15 protein-coding genes are annotated in these 14,177 nt (G+C 65.3%); 3 read left to right on the top strand and 12 right to left on the bottom strand.

The genetic code is table 11. The annotated features are described in order from the left end of the window. Nucleotides 1-40 precede the first annotated feature (40 nt). Both EFK50_RS13715 and EFK50_RS13710 read left to right on the top strand, forming a co-directional pair. Nucleotides 41-676, top strand: a complete 636-nt coding sequence (locus EFK50_RS13715; RefSeq protein ID WP_183407815.1) for a TetR/AcrR family transcriptional regulator — start codon at nucleotides 41-43, stop codon at nucleotides 674-676. After that, nucleotides 673-1,293 carry a TetR/AcrR family transcriptional regulator gene (locus EFK50_RS13710; protein ID WP_123228091.1) on the top strand — a complete coding sequence of 207 codons (621 nt, stop codon included), beginning with the start codon at nucleotides 673-675 and terminating at the stop codon, nucleotides 1,291-1,293. The genes EFK50_RS13715 and EFK50_RS13710 overlap by 4 nt, the downstream gene beginning before the upstream one ends. On the opposite strand, the gene EFK50_RS13705 is transcribed toward EFK50_RS13710, so the two are convergent. The 12 genes from EFK50_RS13705 to EFK50_RS13650 form a co-directional block, all read right to left on the bottom strand. Further along, the gene (locus tag EFK50_RS13705) at nucleotides 1,290-1,955 is read right to left on the bottom strand and encodes a TetR/AcrR family transcriptional regulator (protein WP_148046166.1); all 666 of its coding nucleotides are present in this window, start codon (nucleotides 1,953-1,955) and stop codon (nucleotides 1,290-1,292) included. The genes EFK50_RS13710 and EFK50_RS13705 overlap by 4 nt on opposite strands. After that, complete coding sequence (locus tag EFK50_RS13700; RefSeq protein ID WP_148046165.1) at nucleotides 1,925-2,362, bottom strand: hypothetical protein; 438 nt, start codon at nucleotides 2,360-2,362, stop codon at nucleotides 1,925-1,927. Before EFK50_RS13700 ends, EFK50_RS13705 begins: the two co-directional genes overlap by 31 nt. Nucleotides 2,363-2,442: 80 nt before the next feature. Further along, the gene (locus tag EFK50_RS13695) at nucleotides 2,443-2,922 is read right to left on the bottom strand and encodes a hypothetical protein (RefSeq protein ID WP_148046164.1); all 480 of its coding nucleotides are present in this window, start codon (nucleotides 2,920-2,922) and stop codon (nucleotides 2,443-2,445) included. 5 nt (nucleotides 2,923-2,927) lie between these two features. Next, on the bottom strand, nucleotides 2,928-4,271 hold the full coding sequence (locus EFK50_RS13690; RefSeq protein ID WP_123228087.1) for an MCE family protein: 1,344 nt from the start codon (nucleotides 4,269-4,271) through the stop codon (nucleotides 2,928-2,930). Further along, on the bottom strand, nucleotides 4,268-5,527 hold the full coding sequence (locus EFK50_RS13685; RefSeq protein WP_123228086.1) for an MCE family protein: 1,260 nt from the start codon (nucleotides 5,525-5,527) through the stop codon (nucleotides 4,268-4,270). Before EFK50_RS13685 ends, EFK50_RS13690 begins: the two co-directional genes overlap by 4 nt. Next, the gene (locus tag EFK50_RS13680) at nucleotides 5,524-6,756 is read right to left on the bottom strand and encodes an MCE family protein (RefSeq protein ID WP_123228085.1); all 1,233 of its coding nucleotides are present in this window, start codon (nucleotides 6,754-6,756) and stop codon (nucleotides 5,524-5,526) included. The genes EFK50_RS13685 and EFK50_RS13680 overlap by 4 nt, the downstream gene beginning before the upstream one ends. Beyond that, on the bottom strand, nucleotides 6,756-7,778 hold the full coding sequence (locus tag EFK50_RS13675; protein WP_123228084.1) for an MCE family protein: 1,023 nt from the start codon (nucleotides 7,776-7,778) through the stop codon (nucleotides 6,756-6,758). Before EFK50_RS13675 ends, EFK50_RS13680 begins: the two co-directional genes overlap by 1 nt. Further along, on the bottom strand, nucleotides 7,778-8,812 hold the full coding sequence (locus tag EFK50_RS13670) for an MCE family protein (RefSeq protein WP_123228083.1): 1,035 nt from the start codon (nucleotides 8,810-8,812) through the stop codon (nucleotides 7,778-7,780). Before EFK50_RS13670 ends, EFK50_RS13675 begins: the two co-directional genes overlap by 1 nt. Then, on the bottom strand, nucleotides 8,809-10,053 hold the full coding sequence (locus EFK50_RS13665) for an MCE family protein (protein WP_123228082.1): 1,245 nt from the start codon (nucleotides 10,051-10,053) through the stop codon (nucleotides 8,809-8,811). Before EFK50_RS13665 ends, EFK50_RS13670 begins: the two co-directional genes overlap by 4 nt. Next, on the bottom strand, nucleotides 10,050-10,934 hold the full coding sequence (locus EFK50_RS13660) for an ABC transporter permease (protein ID WP_123228081.1): 885 nt from the start codon (nucleotides 10,932-10,934) through the stop codon (nucleotides 10,050-10,052). The genes EFK50_RS13665 and EFK50_RS13660 overlap by 4 nt, the downstream gene beginning before the upstream one ends. Nucleotide 10,935: 1 nt before the next feature. Next, nucleotides 10,936-11,697, bottom strand: a complete 762-nt coding sequence (locus tag EFK50_RS13655; RefSeq protein WP_123228080.1) for an MlaE family ABC transporter permease — start codon at nucleotides 11,695-11,697, stop codon at nucleotides 10,936-10,938. 147 nt (nucleotides 11,698-11,844) lie between these two features. Continuing rightward, a complete protein-coding gene (locus tag EFK50_RS13650) occupies nucleotides 11,845-12,798 on the bottom strand; it encodes an ABC transporter ATP-binding protein (RefSeq protein WP_123228079.1) in 954 nt (317 codons plus the stop codon). A gap of 639 nt (nucleotides 12,799-13,437) precedes the next feature. On the opposite strand from EFK50_RS13650, the gene EFK50_RS22215 reads away from it, so the two are divergent. Continuing rightward, nucleotides 13,438-13,605 (top strand): hypothetical protein, encoded by a 168-nt coding sequence (locus EFK50_RS22215; RefSeq protein WP_183407814.1) that lies wholly within the window; start codon nucleotides 13,438-13,440, stop codon nucleotides 13,603-13,605. Nucleotides 13,606-14,177 lie beyond the last annotated feature (572 nt).

Here is a 14,177-nt window from a genome sequence, read left to right as displayed (position 1 = left end):
GATGCCAGGGAGCAGCCGCGGCCGCGTCTACGCTGTGCAAGTGACCTCTGACAGCCCGCGTCCGCCGGATGATGCCGACGAGACCCGCTGGGAGCGCACGCGGCAGCGGATCCTCGAGGCGGCCGCCACCATCCTCAGCCAGCGCGGTGTGGCCGGAACCAGTGTTGCCGCCGTCGCCCAGGAGGCCGACCTCAACGCACCGGCCATCTACTACTACTTCACATCCCGCGAGGAGCTGATCGCTGAGGTCGTCGTCTCCGGGACGGTCCGGCTCCGCGATCGCCTCGAGTTCGCCCTGGCCCAGGCCCCCGCCGGCTTGGGCCCGATCGACCTGATCGAGATCGCGATCGCGGCCCACCTCCGTCAGCTGATGGCCGAGTCAGGGTTCGCGCACGCGGTGATCCGCAACGTCACCCAGTTCCCTCCGGGGGTCCGCGAGAAGCAGCAGGCCGAGGAGCGCAAGTACAACGGGGTGTGGCGTGGCCTGTTCAAGGACGCCGAGGCAGCCGGCGTGCTTCGTGAGGAGCTGGACGTGAAGACCGCCCACCTCCTCCTCGTGGGATCGCTCAACTGGGCCACCGAGTGGTGGACGGAACGAGCCTGCACGCTCGACGCACTCGTGCACGACGCTCAGGTCATGTTCCGGCACGGGTTCATCGCTGAGGCGGCCAGGTGACCACTCGTGCTCCGCGGACCCGATCGCGCGCAAAGTCCGAGGCGACCCGGCTTCGGATCTTCGACGCCGCCATCCAGGTATTCGCCGACCGTGGTTACGCCGACACCCCGCTCACCGCCATCGCAGCTCAGGCCGGCCTCGAGACCGGAAGCCTGTACTACTACTACCCGTCCAAGCACGCACTCACCGCAGCCGTGCTCGAGCACACGCTGACTCGGGTGTTCGACGTCGTACGAGGCGAGGTCGAGGGCCTCGATGACGAGGCAGGCCCGGTCGACCGGATCCGAGCCGCCATCCGCGGCCAGATCCTGGCCGCGCGAGTGCAGCCCGAGTACGTGGCGTCGTACATCAGCGTGATCGGCCAGGTGCCGGCCGAGGTGAGACGGTTGCACCGCACGCACGAGGGTGCCTACGGCCGCTACTGGGCCGACCTGATGTCCGCTGCAGCCGCGGCCGGATTGGTCCGTGCCGACATCACGCCGGTGAACCTGTACATGATGATCATCGGCGCCCTGACCTGGACCGTCGAGTGGCCCTCCCTCGGGAACACGTCCGTCGAGTCGATCACCGAGACCGCCTGCTGCATGTTCCTGGTCGGCGCGGAGAACTCGGCCTAGCCCCGTCGCTGACTGGGGATCCGTCCCCGCAGCCCGCCGAGCAGGCCCATGGCGGTGGCCGCGATGTCCTCACTCGAGTAGCTCGGGTCGTAGCGGTACCAGTGGCAGACCCAGTTGAACTGGCCCGTGATTAACCGGGTGACCAGCATCGGGTCGGCCGGTGTCAGGTATCCGGCGTCCATGTTGTGCTGGATCACTGACGACCAGAGAGCTTCGAACGCCCCGACGAAGTCGGCCCAGACAGCAGCGACCTCGGGAGGCAACGAGCTGCTGTCGAAAAAGACCGGCAGGTAGCTGCGCATGCGGATCGCGATGTCGGCGTGCAGGCGGACGAGCCCGGCGAGCTGGGCCCACGGATCTGCGAGCTCCTCGGTCACCGAACGCGAGTCGTCCAGCAGTCCCTGGATCGACTTCTCGAACAGGACCGCCAGCAGATGCTGCCGGCTCGGCACGGTGCGGTAGAGCGTCGCCCGTGCCACCCCGAGACGCTCGGCGACGCCAGCGATCGACACGGCCTCCGGACCGCCCTCATCGAACAGTGCAGCCACTTCGCGAGCGATCGCATCCGACGTGATGTCGAGCTTCGGCCTACCACGGGGTCGCGACGGAGGGCCGACGGAAACCTGGGTCATCAGATCGGCTTCAGGCCGCTGATCAGCCACGCACCGTCGACCTTGAGCGCCGTCACCCTCAGCCGGCTACCCGCCACCTTGGGTTCGGCAAGCTCGTCGCTCAGGGTGGTCGTGGTGACGAACAGAACGAGGACCATGCGGTCGTTCGACAACGATTCGACCCCGCTGGCCTTGACCTCCGATGTCGTCTTGACCGATGCCGCCTCGGCGGCCGGCGCGATCTTGTCTTGGACCAGAGTCACGTACTCCTCCGCGAACGAGCCGGTCAGGTACCGCTTCTCCGTCGCGAGCTCGCCCTTGAGCGTCGCGGAGTTGTAGGACAGCAACGACTCGACGTTGGTCACGACCGACTTCCTGGGCCCGGCCGAGTCCGCGAAGTCCGTCCGGCCCCGCTGGACGACGGCCAGGACGAGAGCCGCCGCCAGCAGAGCGATCACCAGCAGAACCACCACCGCTCTCGGACGGTCTGCGAACAGCCACTTCCTAGGGCGCGCGTCTTCCGGAACGTCGACGTCATTCATTGGACGAACTCCATGTCGTTGACCTTCCACTCGCCCTTCTGCCTTTCGAGCGTGATCTGCATCCGGTACGAGCGAACGGTCGGCTGCTTGCCCTTCTCCGTGACGGTGGCGCTAGACGCCACGATCACGACGGCGTCCTTGTCGGACGACGACACGACCCCGGCCGCGTCGACGACACCTTTGGCAGTGATCTGGTTCTGCTTGACGAGGTTGGCGAAGGTTGTGGTGATACCGCCGAGCTGGTCAGCGAAATCGCCGGCGGTGCGCTTCGCCATGGCAGCGAGCTTCCCTTCGACGGTCTCCGAGTCCAGCGTCGTCAGGTCGAGCACCTGGGCCGTGGCGGTCTTGACCGCTGCGTCCCTGCGGTCGTCGACCGCCTGGTCGGAACGGAGACCGACGACCTCCCATGCAACCAGTGCACCGACCAGGAGGGCGAGCACGATCCAGAATAAGCGTCCGCCGAGGAGGCGCTTCACGGTAGTCATCGGGTCCGACCCATCAGGAGGTCCTGCAGGGTGCCTGGACCGTTCGTGGTCGCGGCCTTGTCCTGCAGGAAGAACGTGTTCCCGGCGAACAACGACGTCATGCCGTTGTCGGCCAGAGCCGGGATCCGGGACTGCTGCCGCTGCTGGACAACCTCGTCGCGGTCGAAGACGAGACCGCAGTCAGCTGCGTAGGCACCTCGGCCTGCTCCGTTGGGACACGGAGCGTTGCGCGCACCGCGCAGCACCTGCTTGGACCCGGGTCCCACCTTGCAGTAGGTGTCCGCAGGCACGGGACGCACGGTCTTGTCGCCGGTCGCCTGGTACTTGTTGGCGCCCTCGAAGCCCTGGGTGCACACCGGAGGGTCGAAGCTCAACTTGAACCAGAGATTCACAGCCGGGAGCTCGTCGTCCTCGTTGGCGATCGGGAAGGTGGAGTGGAAGACGTTCTCCATCGCGGGATAGATCGTGAGGATGTGCTCCAGAGCGGGCTGGTACGCGTTCGCGACCTCGCCGACGTCGCCCACGTCGTCCAGGACATTGCCGAACACCGGCACCAGGCCCTCGGAGAAGGGAATCACAGCGCGCACCGTGGGAGAACCCTCAGTGAAGATCGTGCGAAGGTCGCCCTCGGCCTTCTGAAGCTCACCGGTGACCGTGTCGAGACTCGAGACGAACGAGCGAAGGTTTCCGTCCATCTCGACCTGGGTCTTGAGTACCGGGCCGACGTTGTCGATCAGCGAGATCGTCTCGTCCACGTTCTCGTTCGCGGCGTCGACGACCTCGGAAGCAGAGTCGATCAGGGTTCCGAGGTTCTCACCCGAGGAGTCGAACGCGGCTCCCAGCTCGTCGAGCACCGTCTCCAGGTCGCTTTTGGGGATCGACGCCACGAAGGTGTCGACGGCGTCGAGCACTTCGTTGGTCGTGGTCGGCAGCGACGTCTGACTTCTGGGGATCACAGATCCTGCGCGCAGCACCTTGCTGGAACCGGCGCCGGACGGCGGCACGAAGTTGACGTACTGCTCACCGATGACCGATGCGCTTCGCACCTGTGCGACGGCATCGGCGGGGATCCGGGCACCATCGTCGATCTGGAGGTGAGCGATGACTCCCCCGCCCGGCGCGATGTCAAGGCTCTTGACCTGACCGACATCTGCACCTCGATAGGTCACTTCGGCCTTCGGGTAGAGGCCCGCTGCATGGCTGAGTTTCACGTCGACGTCGAACCGTCCGAAGCCGAGCTGAGCGGGGATGCGAACGTAGTTCAGCGACATGACCGTCAACGCGATCACGGTGATGGCACCGAAGAGGTACAACTGTCGGCGGACCAGGTTGCTGATCACTTTGCACCTCCGAGCAGGAGTTCCAGCAGGTTCGGCTTCGACGTCGGGGTCGGGGTGGGCTGAACGGGCGACTTGGTCGTCGGGGAACCGGATTTCTCGGGCTTGGGCGTGCCCTTGCCGCCCAGGCCACCCAGCGCGCCGTCCAGCCCCTGCCCGAGAAGCCCTTCGACGGGTGCCGTCAGCGGGTTCGTCGCTTCACCGGCAGCACCGTTGGGAAGGCCCTTGACGAACCCTGTGAACAGACCGTCGAGGGACGTCAGGCCGAGGAAATTCTTCGCGATGTCGCCTGCGTCGAGCACGATCGTCCCACCGAGGTTCAGGTAGTCGGACCGCGTGATCGCCTTCATCTTGGTGGACGGGAACGGGTAGCTGACGCTCTCGAGTGCCGCAGCGAGATGGTCCACGTTGGCGACCTGGGTCGTGACGGGCACGAGGTTGTCGAGGATCCGACCGAAGGCCTGGTCGTTCGGCGCGAAGGTCACCGCGGTGGCGTCCTCGAGCCGGCCGAGGCCGCGAAGCGCGTTCAACAGCTGCTGCTCCTCCTCGTCGAGCATCTGGGCGCCCTTCGGGAAGGACACCAGGGCCCGGTCGAGCACGTCGGACTGCCCGTTGATAGTGCGGCTGAGAGCATCGAGCTTCTCCATCGCGCCGGTGATCGAGTCACGCTGTGCGTCGAGCCGACGCGTCGTCTCGTCGACGCGGCGCACGAAGGACTTCACGTCGCCTGCCCGCCCGGTGAGCGCGAGGTTGGCCTCGGAGCTGATCGTCTTGAGCGCGGGGAGGCCTCCGCCGTTTAGCAGGAGGGACGCCGCACTGAGGACCTCCTCGGTCTCGGGGTACCGCTCGGTCCGCTTCAGGTCGATGACGTCGCCGTCCTCGAGGAAGTCGTTCGCGCCCGCGGTCCGCGTCCCTGTTGGCTTCTTCAGCTCCAGGTACTCGGCACCCAGCAGGCTCTTCTGGGCCACCTTGGCGGTCACGTCCGCAGGAACCTTCGAGTCTTTCTCCAGACCGATGGTCAGCGTCGCTGTCCAGTTTTCCAGTTCGATCTTGCGGATCGAGCCGATGGTGACCTCGCCGTACTTGACCTCGGAGTTCGGGACGAGGTTCGTCGAGTTCTCCAGTTGCACCTTTACGGTCACGGCATCGTCACCACGCCCCTTGCTCAAGGGCAGCGAGACCGTGTTGATCCCGGTGAAGGAGCACCCTGTCGTGCTGATCAGCGCGCCGCTGATCAACAGAGCGTGGAACTTGTTCATCGTCCGCCTCCCAACAGCGTGGAGAGCTGACTGATGAGGTCGGCTTCCTCGGTCTTCGACTTCCCGGCCGTGCCCTGGGAGGACTTCCCCAGGATGTCCGCCTGGTCGGGAGTGGTCAGCGCTCCCGGCGGGAGGCCATCGCTGTTGATCGGGTTGAGACCGATGGGGGGTGCGGAGAATTTGAAGTACTCGGCCAGCGGCTCGAGCGCCTTCTTGCAGTCGGCGGTGTCTCCGCCGAGCGCGAAGAGCCCGCCGCAGACGATGTACGCCGGATCGCCGAAGTTCGACACGGCCAATGCTCCGGTGATCGCCGGCCCACGCGGATCGAGGATGTTGTACAGGTTCGAGATCGCGGTCGGCGTCACCTGGAGGAGGTCGGCGATCGACTGCCGGTTCTCCGAAAGGACCGAGGTGGTGGCCTCGAGCGACTTCAGGGTCTCGGCGAGTGCCTTCCCGTCGGTGTCAAAGAAGTGCTTGCCCTCCTTGAGGAGGTTCTTGAACTCCCGAGCGGCCTGCGAGATATCGGTCCGGTTCTTGGCGACGACGGCAGAAGCGCTGGCCAGCTGGGTCTCGAAGGCCCGTACCTGGTCGTCACTCTGCTGCAGCGCCTGTACGAAGATGTTCAGGTTCCGCACGGTCGCGAACGTCTCACCCTTGTTGTCGGCAAGCACCTTCGCCGCCTGCGACAGGTCCTCGATCGTCTGGTTGATGTCGGCGCCGTGACCTTCCAGGTACTTCGCGGTCGACGACACCAGGTCGCTCGCAGCACCCTTCTTGTTGGCGCCCTGCGGTCCCAGTGCGGCGGTGAGCTTCACCAACTCGTCCTTGACCCGGTCGAACTCCACCGGGACCGTGGTTCGCGCCAGTGGGATCGCCGCGCCGTCAGCGAGCACCGGACCGCCGTCGTACACCGGGCCGATGACGATCGCACGCACGGACACCAGCGACTTGCTGACGATCGCGGCGCGGGCGTCGGCCGGGAGCTTCTGGTCGTCGTTGATCTCCATCTCCACCCGGACCTGGTCGCGGCTGGGAGTGATCTTGCTGATCGTTCCCACCGGGACGCCGAGGACGGTGACGTCGTCACCGACGTAGACGCCCTTGGCCTCAGTGAAGTACGCCACGACGGTCCGCTTGCCGTCGGCGAAGGCGGACATCGCCAGGGCGAGCAGCACGGCTGCTACGACCCCGATGGCGATCATCTTGGGTGATCGAAGGACGGCGCTCATCAGTTCACGGCTCCGTTGTAGGAAGGGTCGAGGATCGACTTGACCACGTTGTCGGTGTTGGCGAGCGTCTCGGGGGCGAACAGGTTCGCGACGTACGCCTGGAAGAACGGTCCGGACCCGACCGCCTCGCCGAGGGAGCGGGCGTACCTGGGGAAGGTGGTCAGGACGTAGCTGAGGTCGTCGCGGTAGTCGGCCAGCGTCTTCGCGAGCTTGTTGATCTTCGCCAGGTTCGGCGAGAGCGTGCCCTTGCTGTCGGTCGCGAGCCCGGCGAACTGCTTGGCGCCGTGCCGGACCTCGGTGAACAGCACCGAGATCGCGTCGCGGCGTTGGTTGATCTCGCGGAACAGGGCCGTGCCGTTGCTCATGATCGCGAGGAGCTGCTCGTTCCGGTCGGCGAGGACCCCCGAGATGCTGCTCGCCCGCTGCAGCAGCTGCTCCAGCTCGGCGTCTCGGGAGCTGATGGTCTCGCTCAGCGCCGACACGCCCTCGAGCGCTGACGCGAACTCCTTCGGAGTGGCGTCCAGGACCTTGGTCATCGACTCGAACGACGCGGCGAGGCGCTTGGTGTCGATCTGTTCGTTGTTGGCCGTCAACTTCCCCAGCACCTCGCTGACTGCAACTCCTGGATCGGTGCGTTGAACCGGGACTGTCGTCTCGCTACCCGAACCCGCTGGTTCAACCGCGAGGTACTTGCTGCCGAGTGCGTTGTCGCTGCGCACCGCGACGGTGGTCTTGTTGCCGAGCCGGACGTCACCGGCGCGAAAGGTGACCTTGACGTGCTTGCCGTCCAGCTCCACCGACTTGACCGAGCCGACGCTCACGCCGTCGACACGGACGTCGTCACCCGAACGCACTCCGCCAGCGTCGACGAACGCCGCCTCGAAGGTGGTTTCGCCGAACACGGACCGGATCGCGTTGACATTGAGAGCACAAACCATGATCAGGAGCATCACGGCAAGGCCGATGAGACCCAACGCGGCCTGGTTGCGTTCCTGGAGAGTTCTCTTCGGTGCGCCGGGCATCAGTTGGCTCCCTTCTTGCAGCGGTCGTCGGAGGCAAAGAGGTTCGGCGTGAGGAATCCGGCTGTGCCCGGCACCTCGACCTTCACCCGCAAGGAGCACAGGAAGAAGTTGAACTGCGAGGCGTTGCCACCCAGTCGGCCGCCGCGCATCAGAGCCTGCTTGGCGACGCCGAGAACCTGCCGTAGGTACGGCTCGTCGTCGTTGAGCTTGCCCGCCGCGATCGCTAGTTGGGCGATGTTCGCCTTCAGGCCCGGCCGGATGGCTTCGATGAAGTCACCGATATCGGTGCCGAGAGCAGAGAACTGCGACAGCGCCTTGCCGAAAGCCTCACGGTCGTCCCTGACCTTGCCCGTCAGATCGCTGAGGGCAACAAGGAGGTCGTCGAACTCGTCCTTCCGGCCGTCCAGCGTGGTGAGCGTCTTGGACAACTCGGTGATCACCGAGCCGATCAACTCGTCGCGCTCGGCGAGACCCGAGGTGAAGGACCCGACGTTGGCGAGCATCGACTTCACCGCACCGGCCTCGCCCTGCGTGACGGCGAGGATGTTGGTGCTGAGCTCGTTGACCTCCTCCGGCGAAAGCGCCTGCATCAACGGGTCGAACCCGGCGAACAGGTCGTCGAGCTCGAGCGCCGGCTTGGTGCGCGTCTCGGGAATCGTCGCGCCGACCCGCAGGACGCGGTCACGCGGGCCGTCGCCCGGGGTCAGCTCCAGGTAACGGTCACCGGTGAGGTTCGCGTAACGGATCCGCGCCTCGCTGGTCTCCGGCAGGCGAAGGCCCTTCTTCACAGTGAAGGTAACGACCACACCGCCGGCGTCACGACGGCTGATCGACTTGACCGACCCGATCGAGACTCCCGACCCGCGGACGTCGACGTTGCTGGCAAGCCCAGAGGCGTTGCTGAAGATCGCCCGATAGGTGTCCTTCTTCTCTACCCGCACCTGCGAGAAGGTCAGTCCGACCAAGGTCACCAGGAACCCGGTCACCACGACGAAGACCAGTACCTTCGCCAACGTCGATGTCTTGAACCTCATCGGCGCGCCCCGTTCTTGTTCGCAGCGAGATCCGCCTTCTGCCCGGCCAGCAGCGCGTTGAGACCGCTCGAACCGAAGAAGGACTGGACCATGTCGTAGTACAGGGTCACGGGACTCGCGACCTCAGGCGTCATCGAGGTGTCGTAGATACCGGCCGTACCGTCATCGAACTCGACGTGTGGGACCACCGGCTTGGCCAAGGTCTGCTGCTGGTAGCAACGCGGTCCGACTCCCCGGACGAACTTGGGCAGATTTGCCTTGGTGTACGGCTCCTGACCCGGCAGGAAGCTGATCGAGCCGTAGAGCTCAGGAGCCGCGTTGTCGAACAGTGGCTTGAACCGGATGTTGTGCTCCACGAGCTGGGGAAGCGCACAGGCGAGCTCGGGCGCGTATGTCCGCAGCAGTGAGCTCACGGGGCCGAGACTCTGGACCGTGCGGGTCAAAGGGACCCCGATCGACCGGATGAACCCCGCCGCCGCATCAGTACCCACCGCGACGTCGCCGGCGATCTGGTGGAAGTCCGCCTGCGTCGAGGCGAGCAGATCGGTCGTGGTGGTGAGCTGGTCCGCAGTTCTCAACACCTCGGGGGCAACCTGGTTGTAGTTGCCCGCGACGGTTTCGGTCAGGTCGAGGTCTGCCTCGAGCTGGCCGAGCTTCGGGTTGATGGCGGCCAGGTAGTCGTCGGTGTTCGACAACAGCTTCCCCAGCTCCTCCCCCCGACCGTCGAGCGCCGTTGCGGTTGCGTTGAGCGTCGTGTTGAGCTTCTCGACGTCAACAGCGTCCAGGAGGTCCATCGCATGGGCGAAGACGTCATTCACCTCGATCGTGTCGCTCTTGGTGGGGATCCGCGCTCCGGCCTGGATGCTGTCTCCGACCTCACCCTCAGGCACGTTCAGCTCGACGACCTTCGCCCCGAACACCGTTGTGGCCCTGATTGAGGCAGTGACATCGGCTGGGATCAGGTCGGCCTTGTCCTTGTCGATCGCGATGTCGATCTCGGTCCCGTCCCCGACGACGCGGACAGATCGAACCGTCCCGACCGGAACGCCGAACGCCCGGACCGACGAGCCCTTGTCCAGCTGCAGGCCCACACGGTCGCCTTCGACGGTCACATGGGTCACCGAGGCGAAGGCCTGCTGGTAGACGCCGAAGAGGAAAGCGACGATCAGACCGATGACGATCAGACCGACAAGCCCTTTGGCCTGGGTGAGGAACCGTCGAGATTCTGACATGGCGGTCATCCTGAGATGTTGAGGGTGTCGGTGGACCCGTACAGCGCGAAGCTGAGCAGCATGTCGGTGAACAGGACCACGACGAGGGACAGGCGGACGGCGCTACCGACGGCGCGCCCGACGCCGGCAGGTCCACCGCTGGCGTTGAAGCCGTAGTAGCAGGAGATGGCCATGATCACGATGGCCATGAAGAGCACCTTGATGAACGAGATCACGATGTCCGATGGGATCAGGAACGTATCGAAGTAGTGCGAGTAGGCACCTGACGATTGCCCGAAGCCCAAGGTCACGACGGCGCGCGTCGTCGCGTACGACGCCAGCAGCGAGACCGAATAAATCGGGATGATCGCGATCAGGCCGGCGACGATCCGGGTACTGACGAGGTACGGCACCGAGTGGATCGACATCACCTCAAGTGCATCGATCTCCTCACTTACCCTCATAGCGCCCAACTGAGCGGTGAAGCCGGCACCCACGGTCGCGGTGAGCGCGATGCCTGCGAGAGCCGGTGCTGCCAGCCTGGTGTTGATGTAGGCGGAGATGAACCCAGTCAGGGCCTCGACGCCGATGTTGCCTAGCTGGGAGTAGCCCTGGAGGCCAAGTTCGACGCCCGCGAAACCAGTGAGGAAGGCGACGACGAACACGGTGCCACCGACCAGCACGAGTGCGCCGGTACCGAAGGCGATCGCAGCGATCAAACGCACGACCTCACGACGGTAGCGCGTGACCGCGAGCGGGATGCCGGCGAGCGCCGCAGCGTAGAAATTCATGTGCTGCCCGACCGCGTAGATCACGTTGCCAGGAATGTGCGGGATGTTCTTGATGACGGCGATCTGCCGGGCACGCGCTTCGGCGACGATCTCGCGGCGGGACTCTTCGAGGGTCGACATCTCAGACTCCCAACTGGAGGTAGACGGTGGTGACGGCCGAGTTGATGACCACGAGGACCATCAGGGTGACCACGACCGTCTGGTTCACGGCCTCCCCGACCCCTTTGGGCCCGCCCTTTGCGTTCATGCCCAGATAGCAGGCCACCCAGGCAGCGGTGACTCCGAAGAGCAGTGTCTTGATCATCGCCATTATGAATTCCGGCGCCCCGGTGACGAGTGTCAGGTTCGAGACGAACAAACCCGGACTCGCACCCCCGATCACTACCGAGAACACGTAGGTGCCAACCAGACCGACGACCGAGACGATGCCGAAGAGGCCCAGAGCCACCGTCGTGAAGGCCAAGACGCGGGGCGCAACGAGTCGATGCATGGGATCGAGTCCGAGAGTCTCCATCGCGTCGAGCTCCTCGCGGATGCGACGTGAGCCGAGATCTGCGCAGACGGCCGTCGCCCCGGCGCCGGCGACGACCAGAACGCTGCAGAAGGGACCGAGCTCCTGGATCACGACGAAGCCCGAGCCTCCGCCGGCCAGGTCGGTCGCCCCGATCTCCTGCAGGAGCTGGTTGATGAAGAACTGGACGACGACCGTGAACGGGATCGTCACAAAGACCGCCGGGAGAATGGACACGCTTGCGATGAAGACCGTCTGCTCCAGGTACTCCTGGAGCGGGAAGGGTCGCCGGAACATGGCGCGGGAGGAGTCCCCCACGAGCGACACAAACCCACCGACCCGGGACAACGCAGGCTTGATAGCCAGTGCCATGGGGTCTCCTCTCATCCCGACGTCCTTTTCTGGACCTCGTGTCTCGATAACGATGTGTGGCCGTGAGAGTGATGGCCCTCAGGCGTGTTTTCTAAAACTAATTCAAGGAATTCGGACCCTCGGATTGCCGCTACTGGCCCGAATCTCCTAGTGCAGGGACATCGCGTAAGCGCGCTCGGGGAAGGATCCCGCCGGAGGGACGACCCCGTTCTCGCGGCACCACGCCCCGGACTCCCGCTGGCCACGACGCGGGATCCCGCTGGAAGGCTCGATCTGGAGCGGAAGCGGAGGCAACGGCGGCATGGCAATGCCCTCCTCGCTGGCGAGCTGGTCCGCATCCTTCTCTTCGGACATGCCGATCGGCCCAACTCGCTGGGCGTTGAGGAACTGTGCAACCACTGGCTCCTTCGACGTGAGGAGCATCTCCCGCGGACCGAACATCGCCAGGTGTCGGTGGTACAACAGGCCGATGTTGTCCGGAACGGTCCTCGCAGTATTGATGTCGTGGGTGACGATCAGGAACGTGGCGTCGATCTGCGCGTTCAGATCGATGAAGAGCTGGTTGATGTAGGTGGTGCGGACCGGGTCGAGCCCAGAGTCGGGCTCGTCGATGAGGAGGATCTCGGGGTCGAGCACCAGGGCGCGGGCGAGCCCGGCGCGCTTGCGCATGCCACCGCTAATCTCGCCGGGCAACTTGTTCTCTGCGCCCGTGAGGCCCACGAGCTCCATCCGCTCAAGAACGATCTGCCGGATCTCCGACTCGCTCTTGCGCGTGTGTTCCCGCAACGGGAAGGCGACGTTGTCGTACAGGTTCATCGACCCAAACATCGCGCCGTCCTGGAACAGCACACCGAAGAGCTTGCGGATCTCGTAGAGGTCCTGGCGGCTGCACTTGGCGATGTCGACACCCTCGATCCAGACGTGTCCGGCGTCCGGCTTCAGCAGGCCGATCAGCGTCTTGAGGAACACCGACTTGCCGGTGCCCGACGGCCCCAGCATCACGGAGATCTCCCCGGCGGGGAGGGTGAGCGAGACATCGCTCCACACCGTCTGCGAACCGAACCGCTTCGTCAGACCTTCTACGACAACCTCAACGCCCACTGAGACCCCTACATGGTGAGTAGTACATCCGCCGGCCAACGGGAGGCTGTGACCGCAGTCACCACCTTAGGTGCCATTTCGCACCCTGAATAGACCAAATCTGTATTTCGTTCGAAGTTTTTGAGATCGGCCGCCCAACTACCCCGAGACCGCACAAGGTCGCTTAGAAATACGGTACGCAAGCAATCTTGACAGGGCGTCCACCGTCAGTCGTACGGTCAAATCATCATTCACCTTATGTGATCCGCGTGATGGGCTCACCAGGAGCAACCTCGTGACCACCACCCCAAAGTCGCCGTCATCGCCGCCAGCATCAGCGGCCTCACCTCGGCCAAGAACCTGCGTGACCCCGGCATCGCTTCGATATCGTCGAGAGTTCGGACTGGGTCGGAGGCAACTGGGCCTTCCGCAACCCCAACGGGCCCTCCAGCGACTACTGGTACCTGCACATCGACGCGTCGAAGGAACGACTCTCTTTCAAGGACTTCCCGATGGGCGCCGACGTCCCGGACTTCCCGCAGCACACGGGGACATCACGAACTACCTCGACGACTACACCGACATGTTCGGCCTGCACGAGCACATCCAGTTCCAGAACGGCGTCGAGCACGTCAGGCGGCTCGAGTTCGGCGGGATCTCTTGACCGGCACCGGAGGCCTGCGGATCGTGGCAGGTGGCGAAGCCATCGCAGCGACGCGCTCCCGGGCCACCACCTCGAACCTCGAGCACGCAGGTCGCCGGCCCTGCGTCGTGATGACCCACGGCTTCGGCGCGACCCAGGACAGCGGCCTGTTCGGGTTCGCCTAGGGCTTCGCCGCGGCTTGATGCCATCACGTTCGACTACCGCAACTTCGCGCGGTCGACCGGCGAACCCCATAAGCTCGTCTCGGCACGTCGCCAGCTGGCGGACCGCGCCTCGGTCGTGAGCCACGCCCGGTCCCTGCCGGTCGTCGACCCGTCCCGGATCATCGTCTGGGGCGTGTCGCTCTCCGGCGGACACGTCTTCCGGGCGGCTCGGCGCGACGGTCGCCTGGCCGGGATGATCGCCCTGACGCCGGCGACCGACGGCGGCCGGGATGCGCGAGATCGTGAAGCGCGACGGACTCGGCCCGACGCTGGCCCTGGCCCGCTCGGGTGTCCCCGCCGGCCTGGCCTCCGTAGCGGGCCGACTGTCCGTCCACGTGCCGATCGCGAGCACGGGTTCCACACCGGCTGTCCCCAGCGCACCCGGCGCTGGGGACGGGATGCGATCCACCGCGAGACCTGACTGGGCGAACGGATTCGCTGCCCGCGTCCTGCTCTCGTTGGGCCTGGACTCCCCCGGCCGGGACGCGTGCGAGATCGCCTGGACGGCCCTGGTGCAGATCGCGGAGAACGAC

Origin of the sequence: Nocardioides marmoriginsengisoli (assembly GCF_003725695.1) — a bacterium.
Classification (GTDB): Bacteria; Actinomycetota; Actinomycetes; order Propionibacteriales; family Nocardioidaceae; genus Marmoricola; species Marmoricola marmoriginsengisoli.
Note: the sequence above shows the minus strand (reverse complement) of the source record. Positions and strands in the feature narration are given on the sequence as shown.